The 23,418-nt window shown below is 48.1% G+C and carries 13 protein-coding genes; all 13 read right to left on the reverse strand.

The features are described 5' to 3' along the window. Window positions 1–2 precede the first annotated feature (2 nt). Complete coding sequence (locus AB4Z29_RS24800; protein WP_441945668.1) at window positions 3–1,673, reverse strand: ATP-binding protein; 1,671 nt, start codon at window positions 1,671–1,673, stop codon at window positions 3–5. Then, the gene (locus AB4Z29_RS24805; RefSeq protein ID WP_441945669.1) at window positions 1,670–3,874 is read right to left on the reverse strand and encodes a Mu transposase C-terminal domain-containing protein; all 2,205 of its coding nucleotides are present in this window, start codon (window positions 3,872–3,874) and stop codon (window positions 1,670–1,672) included. The genes AB4Z29_RS24800 and AB4Z29_RS24805 overlap by 4 nt, the downstream gene beginning before the upstream one ends. Further along, complete coding sequence (locus AB4Z29_RS24810) at window positions 3,871–4,695, reverse strand: TnsA endonuclease N-terminal domain-containing protein (RefSeq protein WP_441945670.1); 825 nt, start codon at window positions 4,693–4,695, stop codon at window positions 3,871–3,873. Before AB4Z29_RS24810 ends, AB4Z29_RS24805 begins: the two co-directional genes overlap by 4 nt. Before the next feature lie 250 nt (window positions 4,696–4,945). Next, a complete protein-coding gene (gene glmS, locus AB4Z29_RS24815; protein ID WP_441945671.1) occupies window positions 4,946–6,778 on the reverse strand; it encodes a glutamine--fructose-6-phosphate transaminase (isomerizing) in 1,833 nt (610 codons plus the stop codon). A gap of 35 nt (window positions 6,779–6,813) precedes the next feature. After that, window positions 6,814–7,143 carry a hypothetical protein gene (locus AB4Z29_RS24820; protein WP_441945672.1) on the reverse strand — a complete coding sequence of 110 codons (330 nt, stop codon included), beginning with the start codon at window positions 7,141–7,143 and terminating at the stop codon, window positions 6,814–6,816. Between the two features lie 193 nt (window positions 7,144–7,336). Continuing rightward, window positions 7,337–8,677 (reverse strand): phosphoglucosamine mutase, encoded by a 1,341-nt coding sequence (glmM, locus tag AB4Z29_RS24825; protein WP_441945673.1) that lies wholly within the window; start codon window positions 8,675–8,677, stop codon window positions 7,337–7,339. A 62-nt stretch (window positions 8,678–8,739) separates the two neighbouring features. Beyond that, window positions 8,740–10,143 carry a CdaR family protein gene (locus tag AB4Z29_RS24830; RefSeq protein WP_441945674.1) on the reverse strand — a complete coding sequence of 468 codons (1,404 nt, stop codon included), beginning with the start codon at window positions 10,141–10,143 and terminating at the stop codon, window positions 8,740–8,742. Next, the gene (cdaA, locus tag AB4Z29_RS24835; RefSeq protein WP_441945675.1) at window positions 10,136–10,978 is read right to left on the reverse strand and encodes a diadenylate cyclase CdaA; all 843 of its coding nucleotides are present in this window, start codon (window positions 10,976–10,978) and stop codon (window positions 10,136–10,138) included. The genes AB4Z29_RS24830 and cdaA overlap by 8 nt, the downstream gene beginning before the upstream one ends. Window positions 10,979–11,119: 141 nt before the next feature. Continuing rightward, window positions 11,120–11,755: a zf-HC2 domain-containing protein gene (locus tag AB4Z29_RS24840; protein WP_441945676.1), complete on the reverse strand. Its 636-nt coding sequence runs from the start codon at window positions 11,753–11,755 to the stop codon at window positions 11,120–11,122. Between the two features lie 206 nt (window positions 11,756–11,961). Further along, entirely contained in the window at window positions 11,962–12,528 is a 567-nt protein-coding gene (sigW, locus tag AB4Z29_RS24845) for an RNA polymerase sigma factor SigW (RefSeq protein ID WP_183565337.1), read from the reverse strand. A gap of 388 nt (window positions 12,529–12,916) precedes the next feature. Beyond that, window positions 12,917–14,077, reverse strand: coding sequence for a S1C family serine protease (locus AB4Z29_RS24850; RefSeq protein ID WP_441945677.1), 1,161 nt, complete (start codon window positions 14,075–14,077; stop codon window positions 12,917–12,919). A 328-nt stretch (window positions 14,078–14,405) separates the two neighbouring features. Next, entirely contained in the window at window positions 14,406–17,210 is a 2,805-nt protein-coding gene (gene ppc / locus AB4Z29_RS24855; protein ID WP_441945678.1) for a phosphoenolpyruvate carboxylase, read from the reverse strand. Window positions 17,211–17,503: 293 nt separating this feature from the next. Next, on the reverse strand, window positions 17,504–22,798 hold the full coding sequence (locus AB4Z29_RS24860) for a choice-of-anchor I family protein (RefSeq protein WP_441945679.1): 5,295 nt from the start codon (window positions 22,796–22,798) through the stop codon (window positions 17,504–17,506). Window positions 22,799–23,418: the final 620 nt, after the last annotated feature.

Consider the following 23,418-nt stretch of genomic DNA (forward strand, 5'->3'; position numbering starts at 1 on the left):
CCTTAGCCTATAAACTCCAAAGGATCTTTAATATATCCAGCAGCCTTAAGTGAATCGTAGGCTGGTAGCTTCTTCTTTTTCCCTTGAGTCACAATTACTCGCAAATCATGAGGTGCTGTCGGTAACATCTTAGGCGTACGTTTATTGCGTTGCACTGCGGCTTCACTGGTTACTTTCCTCTGCTTCTGCAATGCGAGTTTTAGCACCTCTTTGTGAAGATCAACAACATCCAACTCATGCATATGTGCTTTTGTTACCTCTTTTGCAGACTGTAATGCAACCGACTGCTCTATGCCTGCATCTATTAGCCAAGCGCTTAATTCGTTAACAGTCTGCTCGCTGACATTATAGCCAAGCTCAGTACGTATTACTTCTAATCTCTCAGCTTGCCGTTGTTCAGCTTCAATCCGATCCAGGTAATCATCCACAGAAACACTATCGTAAATATCAGCAAACATCTGAATTTGCTTCTTCTTACCCGAACGTAATGCCTCCAGAGCAGGCTTGATTAAGATGAGACGATCCTTTGCAACAGATCGAATTAGTTCCGGTGTAATATGCTCGATATCTTTGTCCAACGCTCGCCATTGCGTCAACATAAACAGCTTTATTGCAACGTCAGATATGCCTTGAGATTCGTCGAACATTACATCTATAAACTCTTGAGTTAAGTCGACCTTCTTGTCTGTCCACTGATACTTCCACAAGCCTTGCAGCAGCCATTCCCACTCATCATCTTTCTTGAAATGATGCCATGTAGCATCCCCTTGACCGCTGTTTCGCCGCGCATTGCGGAATTCACCATTCAGTGCCGGGAGCGCTTTGTATGTGCCTACAAGAATGACCGGCAATCCAATTGTATTCACCAATTGAACGAAGAAGTTCAACATTTGAGCTGCACGATCGTCTTTGGCTTCTTGCAAATTTTGAATCTCATCAATGACCAATACACCAAGACAATGAACCGCAGCAGCCTGAGCCATAATTGGCAACAGCTCATCCGGAGTTTTAGTCGCATTCTTTTTGTAATATCTAGTACCGACCAGGCTATCAACCGCCAGTAGAAAATTCAAACATAACCCTCTAATAGAACCATCATGTGGACAATCCATTTTCAGCCATACAATTTGATAGGGAGCAGGCATATCTTGCTCTCTATATTTGCGATGCAAGATGACTTGCGGATACATTTGCAAAATCCGCATCAGACTGCTGGATTTCCCAATTCCAGATATACCGACTAGAGCGAATCCAGCAGAGGTAGGGGTATTTACCGGGTATCCGTTTGTAGTCCCCTTCATAATGAGCTCATACGCGTCTTTACGGGCTCTAAAAGCATAATTAGGAGTCAGTGGATTACGCCCCACATAGCCGTCTCTAATCAATCTAGAGAGGCTTTGCTGCAATTCCAAATGTCTGGATAGCGGCCGAAAGAAATCCCTTGAAATCCTCTGAACGCAATGCATGCGAAGATGAACCGGCAAATTACGTTCTGAAGGATTGAAAATCGGACTTGAAGACAGGCTTTTCACTACTGCATGATCATCCCAGATAGGTGGGAGTGCTTCTAGTAATGGATTATTTCGATAATCCTCCAATAAAGGATCTTGGTAGTCCGCTTCTACAAATTCACCACGACTGAACTGAAACAACGGGATATCAAACTCACTCATTCTTCATCACCATCTTCCTGCAAATACGCTTTTATTTTCGATAGCTTATCTGCAGGAGGGATATACGTTTGTTTTTTCTCAACAGCATCATTGCGTTTTAAAGGAACTACATTATTGGTTGAGTCATTTGACGCAGCACCTTGATCGGACAACTGAAAAGCTTCATGTTTGCGGTTTTCAAGTTTTTCATTGCTACGACGCTGTCTGGTTCCTTTCACACGTTGATTATTGCTTTCTTCGCTTTGTTGAATGGCTTCATTCGTTTTCTTAGCTGCCATTTCAACAATTGCTTTCGTTTGAGCATCAAGCTCGATTTTGGACAGCATATTATTCACATCCTGATACCTTCCTTGGTATCTCTCAATCTCTAACAGATCTTCTACTTCCTCAAATCTTTTATTAAGATATCTTTCTTCCCGCTCAAGAAGTGTACATGTTTCGAATTGGTGCCCATTGTTCAACCACAAATAAATTTCATTAGTGGAACGAGGGTCGTAGCATACCTTAACCCGCCACGTTTTGCCTGCTCTTGCCTTTATGAACCATTGCTCCCGCATCGCTAATTCACATCCGTAATGCACGCCTTTGAACTGAATTCCTGCGGCAGTAACAGTAGCTTCACCTTGCAGCATTAGGTTCAACTTTACGATATGCTCCGGCTGTTTTTTAAGACGCCCATTACGATTAACAATCCCCCAATGCCACAAATCTCTAGGAATAGGTGTAACCTCATCCGCCACCATAAATTCGTTCCGGTCGTACCACAACATATGGTGATCATTATTATGATAAAGAATGTTATGGATCATAATTTGAGTAAACTCACGAAGGGTCAGCTTCGCATCCAGGCGATAATCCCTTTCTCCACGCTCTCTATAACGTTCTTTAATTGCTCCAGGAATAAATCGTATGCTTCGCAGATTCGTTAATCGGAACTGCTGCTCAACAATTCCTTTCCAATCTGCCCGATAAGGAGGAGCATTTTCTACATCGACGCCCAGAACATCAATAAGTTGGCTTGGTCTAGTTCCTTCAAGTTCCCCACGATCTGCCGTTAGTTTTTGCGGTAAATGACTGCTTACCCAATCCTCCGGATCAATTTCAATACCGTATTGTGCGCAGAACTTTACCTTGTCGGTTGTCGTATTGGCTAATGCCATCATTGCACCAATCCAGCTTGGTCCTTCAAGGCCAATGTAAATTCCTGCAATGTATCTACTAAAAACATCGATAACAATGTAAATAATTGGACGGCCAATAATCCATTCGCGTCGATATTCACTGACCAAATAAACATCTGCTACCGTTGCATCTATTTGAAATCTAGAACCAGGACCAAAGCTTTCATAAGTAGAACTACCGAGAATGGGACGATAATCTAATGCAAATCTCTTCTTGCCTAGTCTACTTTTAAGCGTATCCTCCAGATCCATTTCTTTTTTGAACCAATACTTATATTGTCCGAAGGTTGGCAACTGATCTGGAGAAGGAAGTACAGGTACGACCGCTTGTCCACTTTGACGAAAACCGGATGCAAAGAATTTTTCAAGTGTCTTCTGATAGGCATGCTTGAGTGGAGATTTATCCTTATTGTTGTAAAACAACCGAATACCTGATCTCAGCAATTGTTTGATATCCTCATCAATATTGATCCCAACAGGTTCATCTTCAAATTTTCTTGGACGGCCACGTTTAGTTTCCTTAGGTGCTCTTTCATTTCCGAGGCTTCCACAATTATTAAAATGGGGCAATAATGCATTTTTCATCTTGCCACCTTGCCAATATCTACGCAAATACCGATAAATCGTACTTTTATGAAGTCCTGTACGTTCCTGTACTTCCTTGATGCGAGATCCCCTAAAGCCTTTCTCAAAACAACTTGGCTCATCATGCACTATATCCTTAATAGCATCCCATGATTTATCACGAATATTTAAATGCTCACTATCAATATTAGAATCTAATAGGGGAACATTATCATTAACCCAATCAATCTGTTTTAACAGATCTGCTTCAAAGCCTGCTGTATACTCAGAGTAAGTTTTCATAATAGGGAAAGCTTTTTCATCACCTATCGCAATACTAAAGAGAATATCTTCGACAGGCGAAATCCATACTATACGTTCTACAAAACGATCCTCAGAATCAGACATCTTCCATTCCACAACCATATTTTCATAGAGTGATTGCACGTCTTTCATCCACCTTTCGCTAGTTTCTCTACTGCTGCATTTATCATGAAGTCTCTCACTGCATTCGTTGGAATGATTCTTTCATTCATATCTACAGACCATATTTTACGTGCTAAAAGATGACGAAAAAGTGCCAAAGACGTTCCTAGTTCTAATCCAAGTTGTTCGTCGCAGAATGAACAAGCTCTGGAAATAGCTTCACCGGAATTCAGACGGGTTGAAAGCATTCGCTGTAAATTATTGATAACGAATCCTCCTAATTCAGAGACGTCATCGTTGTGATACTCTTTATGAATCCATTCAATATTCCTAATTAGAACATCCGGCAAGTCTTGATCGGTGATAATTCCCCAGTCAACATGCCGTTCTTCCCAGTAAACACGCTCTATTTCAAATTTTGCGATTGTTCGCTCATTTTCTAATTCCGAAAATGGCTTAAGCGTTCTTGCGTAGTGCTTATCCTTATATGTAATAAGAAAATCAGTTGTCATTACAATGTCCACGCCTGTCTTCGGATCAGCAGGGTGCTTTACGCCTATTTTTTCTGCTATCAACTTAGTTTCTTCCAACGGAAGAAGAGGGAACTGCTCACGAATATCCGACACATTATCTGAATAATCCAATAGATAGCAATAATCACGTTCTATATCTGAAAGAAGCTCATGCCTTCTGCCCGTTGTCCAGCCAACACCACGAGTGGCTCTGCCATCCGAGGGAACATCCTGAATTCGAAACCATGGAAGATAATCTTTGCCTGTTCCCTGACCTCTTCCTTCTCTAATAAAGCGATCTATCTTTGCTTCTGTGATCTCCCGTTTCCGTTTGGCCATTACGAACCACCCCCAAAATGAAATTAAAAAAATGAGGCTACCCGAAGGCAGCCTCAAATAGAGTCATGTTGTTTGTTCTGGATGTCGATTCTGTAGACAGTAGTAGAGCTCCTAGTAGCAGTATGGCCAATTACGTCAGTCTAATACTTTATTTTCCCAGTCTACAACTTTATTTTCTCAGTCTAATACTTTATTTTTCAGTCTAATACTTTATTTTCTTTTAACACCCCAAACCCCAACTAACCTATCCCTACTCCACCGTCACACTTTTCGCCAAATTCCGTGGTTTATCCACGTCATGCTCAAGCGCAAGCGATGCATAATAGGAGATCAGTTGAAGCGGAATAACCGACAGTGCAGGCGATAGGATTGGAAGAGTCTTCGGAATCGCGAACAGCTCATCCACAGACTTCGCTACCTCTTCTTCGCTGCCTTCGTTTGCTATGCCAAGCACGTGAGCACCGCGAGCTTTCACTTCTTTAATGTTGCTAAGTGTTTTCTCGTACAGCTCTTCTTGCGTCACGAGCGAGATTACCGGAATGCCATCCTCGATCAGAGCCAGGGTGCCGTGCTTCAGCTCGCCTGCCGCATAGGCTTCCGAGTGAATGTACGAGATTTCCTTCAGCTTCAGCGAGCCTTCTTGCGCTACTGCATAGTCTACGCCGCGGCCGATGAAGAACAGATGCTTGTGATGCGAGATCGATTCCGCTACTTGCTTCAGCACATGCGCCTGCTCCAGAATGCGTTCAACCTGCTCTGGCAGCTTGTGCATAGCAGCAATTACTTCTTCAATATAAGCCGCGTCTTTCGTCTCCAGCGTGCTAGCAAGCTGAAGGCCGAATAGATAAAATGCGATCAATTGAGAAGTGTAAGCTTTCGTTGATGCAACAGCGATCTCAAGACCTGCCCATGTAATTAACACATGGTCTGCTTCACGGGCAACCGAGCTGCCTACCACGTTTGTAATCGCCAGCACGCGAGCACCATTGCGCTGCGCTTCACGAAGCGCGGCAAGCGTATCTGCCGTCTCGCCCGATTGGCTAACAACGATAACAAGCGTATCCGGCGTGATGATCGGTGAACGGTAGCGGTATTCCGATGCAACATCCGTCTCAACTGGAATGCGCGCTAGCGATTCAATGACCGATTTGCCGACAAGACCTGCGTGGTATGCCGTTCCGCAGGCAACAATGTGTACTTTGCGAATCGATTTAATATATTCATCCGTCATGCCAAGCTCTTTCAATGCCACCGACTTGCCATCTTCCGTAATACGGCTCATCATCGTGTCACGATATGCTTTGGGCTGCTCGTGGATTTCTTTCAGCATGAAGTGATCAAATCCGGCTTTCTCTGCTGTCACTAGATCCCAATCGACATGAAATATTTCCTTGGAAATACTTTCGCCTTCAGTCGTCAGCAATTCGACGGAATCCTTTGTCAGAATCGCCATTTCGCCGTCATTCAGAATATACACGTTGCGCGTATGCTCCAAAATAGCAGGAATATCCGATCCGATAAAGTTTTCGCCTTCGCCCACGCCAATTACAAGCGGACTTGCGAAACGAACCGCGACTAGACGTTCAGGTTCGAACTCTGTTAATACGCCAAGCGCGAATGCTCCACGCATCCGTTTCACCGCACGTTGTACCGCTTCGACAATGTTTCCGTCATATTCATCGGCTACAAGATGGGAGATTACCTCCGTATCCGTCTCCGATACGAAAATATGTCCTTTTGCGACCAATTCTTCTTTCAGGTTCAAATAATTCTCAATGATACCGTTGTGGACGACAGAAAACTTAGCCGTGTTGTCCGTATGCGGATGCGAATTCACGTCAGACGGTTTGCCGTGAGTAGCCCAGCGCGTATGTCCGATTCCGACAAAGCCTTCAAGCGGCTCCTCGCGCAGCAAGCCTTCAAGATTCGCCAAACGTCCTTTGGACTTCGTAATTTCAAGCCCGTTTTTCGTGAAGACCGCGATTCCCGCAGAATCATATCCCCGGTATTCAAGCTTCTTCAAGCCTTCGAGCAAAATGTCCTGAGAGTCGCGTTTACCAATATATCCTACAATTCCACACATAATTTAATAAGCCTCCGAATAGGTTATTTCCCGCCTTATCGGATGCCGCCATTGCGTGGCACAGGCAATATGAAGTTGTCACAGATTAATCGCAATTGTTGCGGATAATGTAACCCCTCTGCCCGTGCCCACCCCACAGGTGGCATCTTGGACATACGGGAGTAATGAATACGAATCATAATAAGCCTGCCGCACGATTGTATGACCGGTCGCCCGGCCGTTTTACGTAACGGCTTTCGGTTGGCTTGCAATACCGGAAGGTCCCCGCCGAATGTTTCGAACACCTTCACCTCGTCAGCTTTCCGTATGAACAGCTGATTCACGCCAAGGTTCTCACCCTGGGCAACTGCTCGTTCATCACGCAAGCTCTGGCGCTTAACTTGCTTCCGTAACCTCTATCCTCGCTTTCCTTCTTGAATCACACTACCTATCATATTCATTTTATGTCTGCTGTGCAACCTTATGATCCGAAATTACGCGAATATCTTCCAAAATAAGGTGTCGAAGATATGTCTTCTACAAGGTCCGACAAATCTTCGACATCGTTTACTAAAAAGCTTAGCCCAGCTCGTTTTTCACAACTTGAGCGATCYGATCCACGTAAGCTTCAACCTGATCCTTCTCAGGGCCTTCCGCCATGACGCGAATCAACGATTCCGTTCCGGATGGACGCACAAGCACGCGGCCGTTATCGCCGAGCTCAAGCTCTACGCTTTTGACGGCTGCTTCGATTGCGGCATTGCCTTGGTATAAGCTTTTATCCGCCACACGAACGTTAACGAGCTTTTGCGGGTATTTGCGCATCAAGCCTTTAAGCTCGCTAAGCTTCTTGCCGGATGCCGCCAATGTATCCACTAGCTGCAGCGCGGTCAGAATGCCGTCACCCGTTGTAATATGATCGAGGAAAATAACATGACCGGATTGCTCGCCGCCCAGATTGAAGCCGCCGCGGCGCATTTCTTCCATCACGTAACGGTCGCCAACAGCCGTTTGCGCCGTTTTCAAGCCAATGCGCTCCGCGCCTTTGAAAAATCCGATATTTGCCATTACCGTAGTAACAATCGTATCTTCCTTCAGCTTGCCAGCCCGCTTCATCGCATCGCCAATGATGCACAGAATGAAATCGCCGTCTACTTCGTCGCCCTTCTCATCAATCGCAATGAGACGATCCGCATCCCCGTCAAAAGAAAGACCAAGATCCGCGCCATGCTGAAGCACCTGCTCGCGCAAATATTCAGGATGTGTCGATCCCACGCCAGCATTGATATTAAGGCCGTCCGGCTCCGCGCCAACCGTAATGATATCCGCACCTAACTCGCGGAACACCGTTGGAGCCAGCTCGTATGCCGAGCCGTTCGCGCAGTCAAGTACGATCTTAAGACCGCTGAATTCGCCCTTGATCGTCGTTTTCAAATAATCCAGATAACGCTGCTTGGCGCCTTTATCGCTTGATACCGCTCCGATATCGCCGCCCTCAGGGCGCGGCAATTCATCCGTAAGCGCATCGATTAATTGCTCGATTTCGAGCTCGGTATCATCCGATAATTTAAAACCGTCGCCCGCAAAAAATTTAATGCCGTTGTCTTCTACTGGATTATGCGAAGCTGAGATCATAACGCCTGCATCCGCACCCAGCTCACGAGTAATATAAGCGACTGCTGGCGTAGAAACAACACCAAGCTTGATCACGCTTGCGCCAATGGACAATAGCCCTGCGATAAGTGCGGACTCAAGCATCGGCCCGGAAATGCGCGTATCGAGACCAATTACCACTTTAGGCTTATTCGCTTGGCGTGTAAGCACGTAGCCGCCGCAGCGGCCGATTTTGTATGCTAGCTCTGGTGTAAGCTCACGGTTGGCTACCCCGCGAACACCGTCTGTACCGAAATATTTCCCCATAATTATAATGCTCCTTTGTTGTATGCTGCATCCTTTATTCTCTACTTATGCTGGTTATCCGATTATGGATTCATAGTTGGGCCGCCGGAAGCATTCCCGCTTCCATTACTGCTCTCCTCGCCCGTATCAGGCGTTGACGTCGGAGTAGGCGTAGGGGTTGGAGGCTCCTCTGTCGGAGTGCCTCCTACTTCTTCTGAATCGTCTTCTCCTGTTCCAGTGGAAGCATCCTCGACAAGCTCGATTGAGACCGTAAGCGTCTGGCCTTCGCCAAGCACGGTCTGCACGTAAGCAGGCACGTCTATCTGCAGCGTAACCGAGTGAACGCCGGGGCTTAGCCCCTCTACATTGGCGGCTATTGCCAACGACTCTGCCTTAAGCGCGTTCAATACCGATTCCGCTCCGCTGACGCTTAGATCAAACTTGCCGCTCGCAGGCGTGCGGAAGACGGCTGACATCCCGGTTGGAACGCCCTCCAGCTTAATTGGCAATCCTACGAACTCTCGTGTAATGATCGGCGCTACAACGACCGCAAGTGTAACCTCAGCCGGATCAATCGACTTAATGCCGTCTATAGCTCCTGTTTTAACCTGTACCTCGCCGGATTGCTTCACCTTCGAGAGATCAAGCACAACGCCATCGTAGACCTGAAGCTCGTCTAACAGCTTCTGCTCCCCGTACACGGTTACTTGATCGATTGCAGGCTTCACGGACACCAAACTTAAACCGTCAGGCAGAGCGCCTGTATAGCGCACCTGAAGAGGCACTGTTTTGAACGGAGGCGTTACCTTGACCTCCACATGAACCGTTTCCGGCGAAATAACTGCATTAGTCATTTCTATGCCGTCTGTATCGTAAACGATAATTTTCGCTTTTTTGTTGACGACCGTCTTGTCTGCGCCATCGACATTGATTTCTGTTGTGACAACGCCAACCCTGCTCATATCATCCTTAGGCAGCGTGACCAGAACTCCGGTCGTTGGCGCAACGATCGTGGATGCCCCCACCACATAACCTGCTGCTGGCTTGCCCTCCGTGACGACTTGAAGCTCGAACGGCTTCGTCAGTATCTCTTCGATTTGCACCGTTACCGTTCGCGGCGACATCTCTACAAGCGTAATGCCTTTCGGCAAGGTTGCGACTAGCGGCAGCTCCTGAATACCGGGCTTGGCATCCTTCAAATCAACGCTTACCACATAATCATCATCCGAAGACGCATTCAGCAGATTGCTGAGTCGGCCCTGTACATCCAGTCTAACGACCGAAGGCTCCATTGCCGTAAGTATATATTTATCCGTATCAAGCCCCTCCGCTTTAATAACCGAGGCTTCGATAGTTTTGGTATCCACATTGGATGTAACCGTCTGGGGCGACGTGTCTGGATCAATATGAACGACGGCCCATAGCAGCAATCCGACAATGACAGAAATGATTTTGAGCGAGGTCGGGTGACTTAGCCATTTATCCATCACGGCCTCCTTTCCGCTTCCAAAGAGACGACACGCTCACGCGCTCCTTCGCACGTCCGTTCGTCTTTGGCGTCAGCTCATCGAACAGCTTCGAAATAAGCGATTCCTCGTTAATATCCCGTACAATCATGCCGCCGAGCGAGAGCGATACTTGTCCCGTTTCCTCCGACACGGTGACCGATACCGCGTCCGTTACTTCGCTTACGCCGATTGCGGCACGGTGGCGGGTACCGAGCTCCTTGCTAATGAACGGGTTCTCCGATAGAGGCAAATAGCAGCCTGCGGCCATAATTTGATTCGCGCGTATAATAACCGCACCGTCATGGAGCGGCGTATTGGGCGTGAAAATATTGATAAGCAGCTCTGACGTAATCTTCGATTCCATCCGGATACCCGACTCGACAAGCTCACTCAGTCCCGTCATCCGCTCGAATACGATCAATGCTCCGATCTTCCGTTCAGCCATAAAGCGGACAGCCTTAATGACGCCGTCAATTTGTTCATTAACGACATCCTTGTCAAGCGAGTAACCGCGAGAGAACAGCTTGCCCCGTCCAAGCTGCTCCAGCACACGCCTCAGCTCAGGCTGAAAGATAATAAGCACGCTCACGATACCGAAGGTAAACATCTGATTCATTAGCCACTTCAGCGTATACAAATTGAACCATGTGCTCAGCGCCCACACCGCTACGAGTATGAATATGCCCTTCAACAGCTGAACCGCGCGCGTTCCGCGCACCAGCAAAATCATTTGATAAATAATGTAACTCACTATGCCTACATCGATGACGTCCTTAAACCAGTCATGCCACGTCAAATCCGAGAAATAACTCATATGCCAACCCCCAACAGCCGATCCCCTTATTCTTGTCTAATATCGGTTTTCAACTTTATTATTTTCTAGATATGGGATTGGAAATCCTTTTTTTCAAAAAAAATAAAAAAATGCCCCCCTGCAAGAGGGAGGCAGCCTGCATTAACGATCGTTACCGCCAAAAGTTTGCGTCACCTTGTACCAGAACCAATCTAGAGCTTGATCGATCGTTCTGCTCTGCCCTGCGATATGGCCGGTCGATGCAAGATTCAGGGAGCCGTCAATGACGGTCACATTGCCGTCTACCTCGCCTTTCACTTCAGCTGTTCCATTCTCAACAGTCAGGTTCCCCGTTAAATGGGCACCCTCCGGCACGATGACTGTATTGCCTTCTATGATGACTTGCTGAAGATCCTCGCCTGCTACAATGAGCTTGTTGTCCTCTTCCCACATGGTAAAGAAGCTGCCCAGCATAACGAGTACAAATACAGCAGCAGCCGTAACGCCTGGGTACTTGTAAATAAACCGTACGACGCGGTTACGCTGCTTCTGCTTCTTCGGCAACTGCTGCATAATTCGCTGCGTTAAATGCTCCGATGCCTTCTTGTCATAATCCGCGGCAGGCTTAAGCGCTTCTAAAGTCTGGAACGCTGCGGCGTCCGTCTTCTGGAGCTGTTCAAACCGGCTGCGGCAAGCCGGACAGGAAAGCAGATGAGATTTTAACGTAACGATATCTTCACGCGGCAGCTCGCCGTCCAAATAGTCATGCATCCATACGATGGCGACGTTGCAATTCATAGCAGCCAGTCCTTTCTTTCCATTGCTCGCGCATTAAGTTCTTATCTCGCTATTTAGGATACGTTGCGAGCGAGAGGGATGTTTCACTTTTTTTCGAATAGGGGCAAGTATTCCGTCCCGCGCATGAATTCCGTTCTTTTTCTCTCGGAAAGAAGCCTATGCCCGCCGGGACATGGCTTCCTTCTATCCTCAACCGCTTGCTACGGCTATAATTTATGCTCCAGCTTCTTCCTAAGAAATTCCCTGCCGCGGTGGACCCTGGTCTTAATCGTCGTTACAGGCATGTCCAGCACGTCGCCAATCTCCTGCAAGGACAAATCCTGCATGTAACGGAGCGTCATGACGCTTTTGTATTTCGGGGGCAACGAAGCGATAGCCGCATGAATGATGCGCTGTGTGTCCGAGAGCAGCAGCTCCGACTCAGGCGTGCGGTTGTCGCTCGGTATCATCGAGTAGCCATCCAAGCCTTCATGATCGTTGGACTCCGCATCAAGCGAATACGTGGGCTTGCGCTTGCGCAGCCGGTCGATACAAAGATTCGTCGCGATTCGGTAAATCCAGGTCGAGAATTTTAACGTATCGTCATACCGGTCTAGGTTTTTGTAAACGCGAAGGAACGTGTCCTGAACGACATCCTCCGCTTCCTGCCGGCTGTTTAACATTCGATATGCCATATGAAAGAGCTTATCTTGATAGAGGTCTACAAGCTCAGCAAATGCTTGCTGATCGCCTTTGAGCGCTAGCTTCGCCAGGCGTGCTTCCAATACATTCACCTTAACTCCTCCAAACCTTCCGTTCGTTCGGCCGCTCGCCAAGAACCTAAACAAACTGTATGTAACCGCTGAGGATAGCGTCTTGCCTGTTCAAGTAAGCTGCGGCCGATAAAGGAATTTCCAACCTTTGCCGCACTAGAAAAATCGTAATCCACCTGAACCGAAAAAGCAAGACAAATGAGAAAGAAGCTCATGAATTCCTGTAGCGTCCATTATAAAATGAAACGTTATTCAGCCCATTATATCGGTTTGGCACGAAGTCAGCAATCGACCTAAGGCTAGTTTCTCGTTTCGACCTCGGGCCAGTTGGCGAGCCATTTTTGAATCAAATAAAGGCATGAGAGCCCCTCAGCTCTCAAGCCTTCATATTCATATACCTCTGCTCTTTTTACAGCGTATTTGTCTTCAACTGCTCCAGCACCTTAGTGATCGTCGTCGTAGGGATAGCAAAGCCAATGCCCTGTGCCTCTGAGTTCACCGCCGTATTAATTCCGATAACCTCTCCCTGCTCATTGAGCAGCGGCCCCCCTGAATTCCCCGGATTAATGGAAGCGTCCGTTTGCAGCAAATGCTTGTATTCATGATCGCCTTGCTCGTCTGCAATCGTGATTGGGCGTTCTTTGGCGCTCAGGACACCCATCGTCAATGTTTGATCGAAGCCATACGGATTGCCGATGGCAATAACCCAGTCGCCGATTTGTGTCGCATCGGAGCTTCCTAGCTTGAGGGATGGGAACGCCTTGCTATCCGGACTCTCTACCTTAAGCACCGCCAAATCCAGCTCATAGCTAGAGCCGAGTACTTTTGCCGTGAGCGGCTCGTCATAGCCTTGAACCGTAACCTTCACCTCTGCCGCATCAGCGATTACATGCTCGTTTGTCAGTATATAACCATCCGATTCAAAGAAAAATCCTGTACCGGAACCCATCAACTGAAGCTCTGCACTGTTTTGTTGCTGCTGCTCCTGCTGCTCCTGCTGCTGGCCGTTTCGGCCGGATTGCCCGCTTCCGAAAAATTGCCTAAAGCCTGGATCATCGAACATTGAAGTGGATTGCTCAGGCTGCGCATAGTTCTCGATCTTCACGACTGCCGGGCTAGCAGCCGCATAGACAGAGGCAATATCATCGCTGGTGCTTAATGATGCCGTAGATACGCCTGCATCCTGCTGGGCAGATTGGCTGACAACGCTAGTGCCGCTATTGCTTAAGGCTTGCTCATTGCCGCTGAACAAATTGTTCTTGTCCGCCATGTAGGAGAAACCTCCAATCACTAGCGCTCCGATCAAAAACGATGCCACCAGCGTTTTTACCGATTGATTGCCTTTTCTCTTCGGCTCCTTCTTATCCTTCCGTTCTTTTCCAATCTGCTGCCTTGCATCCCTCTGTGTACTCAACTCTCTCTCATACGAAGCTTTAAGCTCGCTAGTCGTTTTCGAAGATTCATAAATATAAGTAGTAGGATGATTCTCGTTTGCGCTGTTCGATGTATGTGTTTCGGAATAAGTTGGGTTCGTCGAATCATGATCATTGCGTTTGTTTTCCTCGTTCATGTCTATCATCCTTCCTTCATGTAGGTGTCTGCTTCCTATGTATCTATCATGCAGGATGTACCTTAAACGAAACTTAAGGAGATTATAAATGAGCATAAGAAAATAAACGCCCTGTTTTCAGCTTCCTTTAATATTCACGATGGCGACTGCATCCAGCCTAAGCCGCATACATAAGATGAAACGGCTTCGCCGTCCTCTACAAGAGGAGGGTATCCGTTTCTCGTAGAAGTAGAAGAATAATTTATCGCGTGAAACATATACGTCTTAAATGTAAAAAAGCCAGCCACGGCTTGCGCCATGACCAGCTTCTTCTATTTGATGATATGCTTTAGCCTGTATTCCGAAGGCCAGCCGCAATGCCGTTAATGGTCAGAAGCACCTCGCGCAGCAGCTGCGGATCATCCTCTTCATTGTCGCGAAGCGCACGCAGCTCAGTTAGTAGCTGCACTTGCATGTAGCTAAGCGGATCAACGTAAGGGTTGCGCAAGCGGATCGATTCTTGAATGACAGGTACGTTATCTAGAATTTCCGTTTGGCCGGTAATGCTAAGAATAAGCTCTGAGGTCAGCTTATATTCCTGCTCGATCTGCTCGAAAATACGGTCGCGAATCGTTTTGTCCTTGATCATATCCGCGTATTCCTTCGCAATAACCAAATCCGCTTTCGCTAGCGCCATTTGGAGATTGTCGATCAGTGAGCGGAAGAACGGGAACTTCTCGTACATCGTACGAAGCGTATTCAGCTTAGACTCATCCTCGCCGGCATACTGCTTGAGCGCCGTGCCTGCAGCATACCAAGCTGGCAGCAAGTAACGGCTTTGCGTCCAAGCGAATACCCAAGGGATGGCGCGCAGATCCTCAAAGCGATCGCTGTTTTTACGTTTGGATGGGCGTGAGCCGATATTCAGCTCGCCAACCTCAGGCAGCGGTGTCGATTCCTTGAAGTAAGTCAAGAAATCCGGATCGCGGAAAATCAGATCCTGATACTTCTCAAGCGCCGTCTCAGAGATCGACCGTGCAATTTCATCCCACTCTGCTTCCGCTTGCGGCGCTTGCTCTGGGTATTTCGCCAGGCGAGCAGCCGTAATCAATGCCCAAGTCGCTTGCTCTAGACTGCGGTAAGCAATGCCTTGCATCGAATAACGGGACGAGAGGACCTCGCCTTGCTCCGTGATCTTGATGCCTCCGCCAATCGTATGAGGCGGCTGTGCAAGAATACTGCGGTTAAGCGGCATTCCACCGCGGCCAAGCGCACCGCCGCGGCCGTGGAAGAACTTTAGCTTCACGTCGTACTCTTTGCCTGCTGCCGTAATTTCCTTCAACGCTACGCGCAGCTCCCAGTTCGCTGTAACAACACCGCCGTCTTTGTTGCTGTCTGAATAGCCAAGCATAATTTCATGCAGATTGCCGCGGGCAGCAACGGCTTGGCGGTACACAGGAAGCTCGAACAGCTCCTTCATGATAGCCGGTGCCGCATGCAGATCGTCGATCGTCTCGAACAATGGAACCGATTGAAGCGTGCAGCGAATGGAACCGTCCGCTTCTTTGCGGAACAAGCCGACTTCCTTCGCAAAAACCATAACCTCAAGCATATCGCTCGCTGCCTGCGTCATGCTGATCAGGTAGCTGGAGATACAGTTAACGCCAAATTCTTGCTGTGCGCGATAAATTGTATGGTAGACGTTCAAGCATTCACGCGTCGACTCCGAATAATCCAGATGACCCGACGTTAACGGGCGTGGATCATTCAACAGACGGTGAAGCAGATCCGTTTTCTCTTCCTCGGAAAGTGAAGCGTAGTCTGCAACGACGTTCATCTTCGCCAAAATCTCGGCCATCGCGTTTTCATGCTCTTGGCTATGCTGACGAACATCAAGCGCCATGAGGTGGAAACCAAACAGCTCTACTTGACGAATCAGCTTAGCTAGCGCCGTATCTGCTACGTAGTCCGCAAAATGATGACGCAGGCTGCGGTCGATGATAAGAAGATCCGCACGAAGCTCATCCGGATGGTTATAGCGCATCAGCGAGCCTTTAAGTTTCTCATCACGCGTGTTAGCAAGCTTCTCAAGCATGAAACCGAGCTTAATCCGGTAAGGCTCCTTCGTGTTTCTCCACAGATCCACACATTTCAGCTCGACATGCTCGCGGTCCGAACGAATCGATTCCACAAGCTCCTCAGAAATTTCAACCAGATTCGTGCTGAAGCTGAGCAGGTCCATTAGCTCATTAAGCTTTTCTTCATATTTGCGAATAGCCAGTTGGCGGTGAAGCGACAATGTTTCCCAAGTCACCTTCGCCGTTACGGACGGATTGCCATCGCGATCTCCGCCGATCCATGAGCCAAAGCGCAGGTAATCAGGCACATGCCAGTTTTCGTTTGGATAATATTTGCTCAGGCAGCGCTCAAGCTCCTCATAGACGTTCGGCAGCACCTCGAACAATGTTTCGTCGAAATAGTACAAGCCGTTGCGAACCTCGTCGATAACGGTTGGCTTGCGGTCACGCAGCTCATCGGTTTGCCATAGAATAAGAACCTCATTCATGAGCTTCTCGCGCAGCTTCTCGCGTTCGCGATAGGTTAGCGTTGGATTATCCAGCTCCATTACGTCAATCGCAATCCGTTTATGAATATCCAATACCGCACGGCGTGTTGCCTCGGTCGGATGCGCAGTCATAACAAGCTCCAGTGAGATGTTGCATAAAATATCTTGCACGTCTTCGATTGCGATGCCGCGCTCCTTCAGATCCTGAACGGCGCTCTCAATGGAGCCGCGTTGAACCGCTTCGCCAGACGAAACCTCATAATCACGTTTCCGTCTAATCCGGTGGTTTTGCTCAGCAATGTTGACGAGTTGAAAATAAATAGCAAACGCCCTAATGACTTGGTGACGTATTTCCGGGCTAAGGGAAGATACGTTTTCTTTGAATTGATCAAATATTTCCGGTACGAATTCAGCGCGAAGCGCTTTGCTTTGCTCGCGAATCCGTTCAACGATATCAAGCAGCTCCCGGCCGCCTTGATGAACGAGAACTTCGCCAAGAATGTTACCTAGAAACCGGACATCGCGTCGCAGCAGATTGTTGGCCTGCTGCCGATTTGTCGTCAAAGTAGATGCAGATTGATCCGACATACTGTTCCTCCTAAATTTTTGCGAAGCGAAATCGCTCCGTAAGCATTTACTTGTATTGCGAAGCTGAAATCACTTCATAAGCTTGCATGTACAACATGAACGTTTTTTTGACTTCTACCATCATACTACAAAAACCTACAGGGTTGAAGCCCTCAGCCCAATCCGCCCAAAAACATCGCAGCCGCATATCCGCGGGCAGTTCGCTCCTTTCCCAAACCGCCCAGCCAACATTTAACATCAAAAAACCGCGCCGCCTTTCCATGAAAGACGACGCGGTTTAGCTTACTGCTTCTTTATGCCATTAATTGAATCCATATTGCGAGCATTTTCGCTGTTTCCTCACGGGTAGCAGCATCCTTCGGCGCGAATTGGCTAGCCCCGCCTCCCGCTGCTGTTTTACCGTTAATGATGCCTGCCGCCTGTGCAGCTGCTGCAGCTTCCTTCGCGAATCCGCTTATCGAAGATTCATCTGAAAAGGCTTGTACATTTGTATGGTTTGGCAATGCAAACCCCATTAGCTCGCTGAACCTCACGATCATCGTTACCAATTGCTCGCGGCTAATATTAGCCTTCGGTTCGAACATCCCGTCGCCAGTGCCTCCGGCAATGCCATTCTCGGAAGCCCATGCAACTGCACCCGCGTAATAATCGGTAGCCTTCACATCTGTGAAGCTTGAAGTTTGTTCTGCATCCAAGTCTGCTCCGGCAATGCGAGCAAGAATGAGCGCGAAGTCCGCTCTTGTCATATTTGCTTTCGGTGCGAACTTATCGCCGCCCATGCCTCCGATGATGCCTCTAGAGGAAAGATATACGATAGAATCCTTGGCGAAGCTTGTCGCCGTATCGCCAAAGCTAACTTGGTTATAACCAACCGCGTACGTAGAGAAATGGCCGACCGTGAAATGCAGCTGGCCCGTCAGCGCATCATATACGCTGTTAGGCACAACGACAGGCTGCCCATCACTGCCTACATAGTAGATGACAATCGCATGGCTGTCTTCGTTCGCTTTCAACGTGTATGGAATGCTTAACCTCGCTTTCCCGCCAAGAAGATCGGTTACAGCCGAGCTGCCCGCCGTCACATCGAATTCAAAGGCCGGGTGGCTGCCAATCATTTGCTTGGCTGACTCGCTTAGCTTTTCTTTGTCGGCTTGCTTCACAACGATTGAAACCTGCTCTTTCCCTGCAGCTGCGGTAAGCGTACCGATCGCCTTGGAATCGAAGGAAATAATACCGAGCTCCGTACTCAGACTAAGCGTCTTCAGCCCGCTCGACGCAAGCTGGGCAATGGCTTCTTTCTCGAATTGGATCGACGCCGATACGGCAGCCTTATTGGATGTCGCCTTAAATTCGATCGCACCCGGCTTGCCGCCTGCTGCATTATTAAGAGCCTCAAGCGCTGATGCTACTTGGCTCGTCTTAATGATCGCTGTCGACTTGCCGCTGCCGTCTGTCGTTGCCTCAATATCCGTTACCGCCTTCACAGTATCACCGTTCACGATAGTCGTGTCCGATTTGCCTGGAGCAGGCGTGGGTGTTGGCAACGTAGGCGTAGGATTTACACTACCTTCGCTTACAGTTACCTTCGTCTCGGCTAAACCATAACCATCTGCGCTTGTCGAAGCAATCACTGCAGTACCCGGCGCAACTGCCGTCACACTGCCGTTAGCATCTACTTTTGCTACCGCTGGGTTCGAAGAGGACCACACGGAAGTTGCCGGGCTGCCGGCTGCCGGCTCCACGGTCGCGTTCAGCTTCACTGCCGAATCTCCTACTTTAATGGCCAATGAGACACGGTCTACGGTTACTTTTGAAACATTCAACTGATACACGCCGACCTTGCCCCCAACCTCATAGGCAACCAATAGAAGCGGCTGTCCCGTTGGGCTTATGCTAGCCGGAATAAATTCCAAGCCTTCAGGGCCAGTGTCTGTATTAAAATTGTCCTTGCCTTGGCTATCCTTAAACTCACGGGAATTCGTATAATTGACGAACTTCGCGTTCGCAGGATCTGTTACGTCATAAGTCATGAAGCCGCCGATACGCTCAAGCCCTACGAATGCAAGCACCTTGCTGCCTACTTTTCCAGTCTTGATATCCTCTGGCTCCGGCCCCTTCTTCCCGCTGCGGTCATCAAGGGCAGTCTTGCTATTGCTCGTATTGAAATACGCAGGCAGACGTTTTGCCGTTATCGCCTCGAAGTCGCTGCCGCTATCAAAGACCTGGTCCATTGAATCCGCGTTCCAGATGGAGAAGGAACGTCCGCCATACATATAGATGCTGTCATTGCCCATATCGCTTGCCACTTCAACTCCATCATACGCGGTTTTTCCGTTAAGGAAAATAGCCGCCGCAGAGTTAGGATCAAGACTTACCTTCAAAGCGCCGATCGTGCTTCCGTTCGTACGATTCGGCCACTCGGTTACGTCGCCTTCGTTTGCCGTAAACAGGTAAGTCTGTCCGTTAATCGTGTGGGATGCGATGCCATCCGGCATATACATGCCTTTGAAAGGGACATTTTCGAGCTTAATTTCGCCGTCTTTGACAAGATCCAGCGCATTGCGCGCTTCATTGTAATCCTTCAACCCTAGCGCCTTCACGGCTTTCACTTTATTCGTTGCAATGTCGATTAACGCTATCGCATTGTTCTCCTGCAGCGATACATACGCTGTCTTGTTATCCTCCGACAACGTAATATACTCCGGCTCCAAATCATAAAGCGCGTCCGCTTTCGTTCCGCTTGACTTAATCTTGCCGTCGGCAGGATCCGCTTGTCCGCGAATATGAACGCCATCCTCAATTACCGATGCATCGTCAAAATAAACCTGCGCTGACACGCCCGTTTCCGTGTTGACGATCGTCACGCTGCCCTTCGGATCGGTCGTGCCCAGACGCGGCTCAGCCTCGTCGGCGCTAAGGATATACTTACCATCCGATGTCGATTTAATCATATCGGGCTGCACGCCTGTTTTGTAAGTCGTCACCAAATTTCCGTCATAGTCGAGGACTAATATTTTACCCGCTTTAAGAGAATCCGCCTCCTGCACGGTTACCGAGACATGCTTCGTGACATTGTTAATGTCTACGCTCGTCAAATCGCCATACAAGAAGCCGTCTGTTTCCGCTAGCTCCTTAACCGTTATCGTCTTTTCCTTGATGAGTGTCCCGCTTCCGTTACCAAGGCCTACTATATCCAAGCTCGGAGGATTGCCAGAGCCATTCACCAAATAGAACTTGCCGTTATCTTTGTTGAATTTGACGATTTCGGCAACGCCGCCTTCTTTATTGAATAGGCCAACGGCATACTCTCCGATTTTTGTCACATTCAGCGTATCGTCAAACGCCTCGGATACAGGTGCAATATCCATATCCGTGCTAGCATCAACAATTGCCAGGCGGATGCTTCCTTCATACACGCCGATTGCGCCGGTCGCTTTCACCGTGTCGCCAATAGCAAGCTTCGGCAAAGCTCCGTTCACATACAAGAGCATCCCGTTGTCCAGCAGGATTGTTTTTGCCGTTTCGTTAATGGCCTCAGCCTTACCGGTTGTTGCAACTCTTCTGCCATGCATATCGAACGTTACCATCGATAGCTTGTCCACAACGAGCATCGAGCTGTCAAACGTATCCTCTGCCGTCAGACTGTAGATGCCGTTGTTCAGCCTCAGTACCTGCGGATCACCTTTTACGCGAATCTCACCTTCATGAAGACCTGCCATACCGGTTACGCGTACTTCTGCGCCGACCGGGATTGATGCATCCATGCCTTCTACCGCAATCGCACCCGTAAACGATTGTACATAGCGCACTGCTGTTGCTTGAGCGTTATCTGCTTTTACTGGCGGCGTTGTTACCAAGCCCTCTATCACGACGTTTGTATCAGCTTCCAGCGACTGAAGCGATCCAATGAGCTTCACGAAGCCCTGTACAACCTCCGTCTCACCTTCCGCATCGCCAGACTTTGTAGGAGATGGGTCCACAATTGCAAAATCAATTGCATTATTGTTCGAATCCTGGAAGTTCACGCGGCGAACCCCTTTAATTGCAGCAGGCAGCGACGATCCATTACCTGCAGAAGCCCCTTCATGCAGCGAAGTTGTTAGACTGCCAAAGCCTACTGCATCTACAACTGACTCTGAAGCGTAAGTTCCTTGATACAGCTCTACTGTTCCATCCGTATCGGACATGCCGATCGATTGTTCCTTCGTGCTCGCGTAAGCATCAGCCTCGAAGGCTTCGCCGTAGTTTTTGTCGCTCGTATTTCCCCAAGTCGCTTCTAGGCGTACAAGGTAATAATCGTTAGGCATCATAACCGCATCTTGGTCGAAATCATAACCTTGAATGGTAGTCGCACCCTTATTGCTGTATTTCAAGTGATAGCCTGCAAGCGAAATCGGCTCGGAAGTCGGATTATAGAGCTCGACAAAATCATACAGGTAAGGTGCTGCAACCGGAGGCGTTTCCTTATTGATTTTGCCGCCTCCTCCATATACTTCATTAATAAGCACATGGTTAGCTGCCGCTATCTCCGCGTTAATCGTAAGCTTAAACGATTTTGAAATGCTAAGCGGTGTTCCTCCCGTACTATCCGTTACCGTCACTGTCACAGCCGCTTCTGATACGGCTGACGTAGGTGTGCCGACCAGCTCGCCGCTTGTATTCATGCTTAACCCATTAGGCAATCCTGTTGCTGTAAACGCATACGGAGCTGTTCCTCCAGTGGCTTGTACGAATGCTGAATATGCTGAATCCACATAACCATCCGTCAAAGCAGCTGTACTGATTGTTAGCGGCTGTACAACGCCTGGTCCCCATGCGCCATCCGCGCTGCTGCGAGGCGATGCTGCGAGCAGAGCATCCCCGGTAGCCGCTTCGTAATCGACTTGCTTGAAATCCAATTTATTGTTGTCCGTATCTGCAAAGTTGCTGCGGCGAATGGATTTCTTCTTCGACGTCCCCTCGGCGGAGCCTGTTGGATAGTCGGTTTCATAACCATCGATTTTGCTGTCTTTATCATTGCTTCCTGTACCTACCATGTCGACATAGCCCACGGGCTTGGTGAGGAATGGATTGGCTTCTGCAATTACCGTTTGGTTGCTCATTAGAACAACCTTCATCCCTTTATTATTAATAAACTGATCAAAAGCCTGATCCGATTTTGTCGACAGATCTACTTTCGGATTTGCCGCTCCAGTGGATTTTCCAGTAATCAGAAATGATGAATGAGCTTTGATTGTACCTGCCAGCTTGAGCATCTTCCAATCCCCATTAGGAACTGTCTCTGGATTGGTGATGGGGTCGGCGTATTGCAGCGACCATCCCGTCAGATCGATATCGCTATTAGTCGGGTTATAAAGCTCAATGAACCCGTGGGATACCAGCACGCTTGAATCACCGGCTAAACCACTACCATACACTTGATTAATGACTACGTGCGGAACGCTAATGTCGTAAGTATTATCTACTGTGTATGGTGTTCCGATAGGCTGCAGACCCGCTGCCATGACCGGACCGGCAACCAGTGCCATGCTAGCCGTAATTTCAGCGGCCAACAATAGCGATATCAACCTTTTGCTATAAATCTTCAAAAGCGACTCACTCCCATTTCTAATAAGTTAACTTAATTGTAAAGATCGAATATTACGTGAATATCAATCTTCCGTTAAGCTTTGGTAAATGGGAGCAGCGCGTTTAGAAAAACTTTATATAATAACAAAGGCTGCCCTCTGTTTGTCTGAACAGTGCCTCTAGAGAATGCACGCAGCATAATTGCGTCTCTTGTGAACAACAGGCCATTATGACTTGAAGGTAGCTATATTGGAAATATGTAAAAAGATCTGATTAAAATTTATTCTATAAACACAGGAGAGTTAACTTCTCTTGAATGAGGAACACTCGTAGTAAAGGATGGCATCCATATGAAAACTGCCGAAAGAAATAAAGCAATTGATCATCCCATGTGAGTACAAATGCAACACTGGATTCAATAACTGTGAAAATAGATGAACAACAACAAAAAGCCTTGCTGCGCAAGGCTTTCGGGTTTAAATAGTTGGAGAGGGTGGGAATCGAAGTCAGTTTCTGAAATAGCGTTGCCCCAAATTTTCCCTAAAAAACTAATGTCGTAATAAATAATGCAATAGACCCAAAACTGGTCATTTTCGTTACGCCTTTGTTATGAGCCCCTATAATTTCACAAATGAACACC

The organism is Paenibacillus sp. 2TAB23, assembly GCF_052115165.1.
In the GTDB taxonomy this organism is placed as follows: Bacteria; Bacillota; Bacilli; order Paenibacillales; family Paenibacillaceae; genus Pristimantibacillus.

Excerpts from the sequence above, each read along its gene's own strand:
- AB4Z29_RS24840 (WP_441945676.1), bottom strand. The coding sequence starts at position 11,755 with ATGAATTGCAACGTCGCCATCGTATGGATGCATGACTATTTGGACGGC.
- glmS (WP_441945671.1), bottom strand. The coding sequence starts at position 6,778 with ATGTGTGGAATTGTAGGATATATTGGTAAACGCGACTCTCAGGACATT.
- ppc (WP_441945678.1), bottom strand. The coding sequence starts at position 17,210 with ATGTCGGATCAATCTGCATCTACTTTGACGACAAATCGGCAGCAGGCC.
- cdaA (WP_441945675.1), bottom strand. The coding sequence starts at position 10,978 with ATGAGTTATTTCTCGGATTTGACGTGGCATGACTGGTTTAAGGACGTC.
- AB4Z29_RS24830 (WP_441945674.1), bottom strand. The coding sequence starts at position 10,143 with ATGGATAAATGGCTAAGTCACCCGACCTCGCTCAAAATCATTTCTGTC.
- AB4Z29_RS24810 (WP_441945670.1), bottom strand. The coding sequence starts at position 4,695 with ATGGCCAAACGGAAACGGGAGATCACAGAAGCAAAGATAGATCGCTTT.
- AB4Z29_RS24850 (WP_441945677.1), bottom strand. The coding sequence starts at position 14,077 with ATGAACGAGGAAAACAAACGCAATGATCATGATTCGACGAACCCAACT.
- AB4Z29_RS24805 (WP_441945669.1), bottom strand. The coding sequence starts at position 3,874 with ATGAAAGACGTGCAATCACTCTATGAAAATATGGTTGTGGAATGGAAG.
- AB4Z29_RS24800 (WP_441945668.1), bottom strand. The coding sequence starts at position 1,673 with ATGAGTGAGTTTGATATCCCGTTGTTTCAGTTCAGTCGTGGTGAATTT.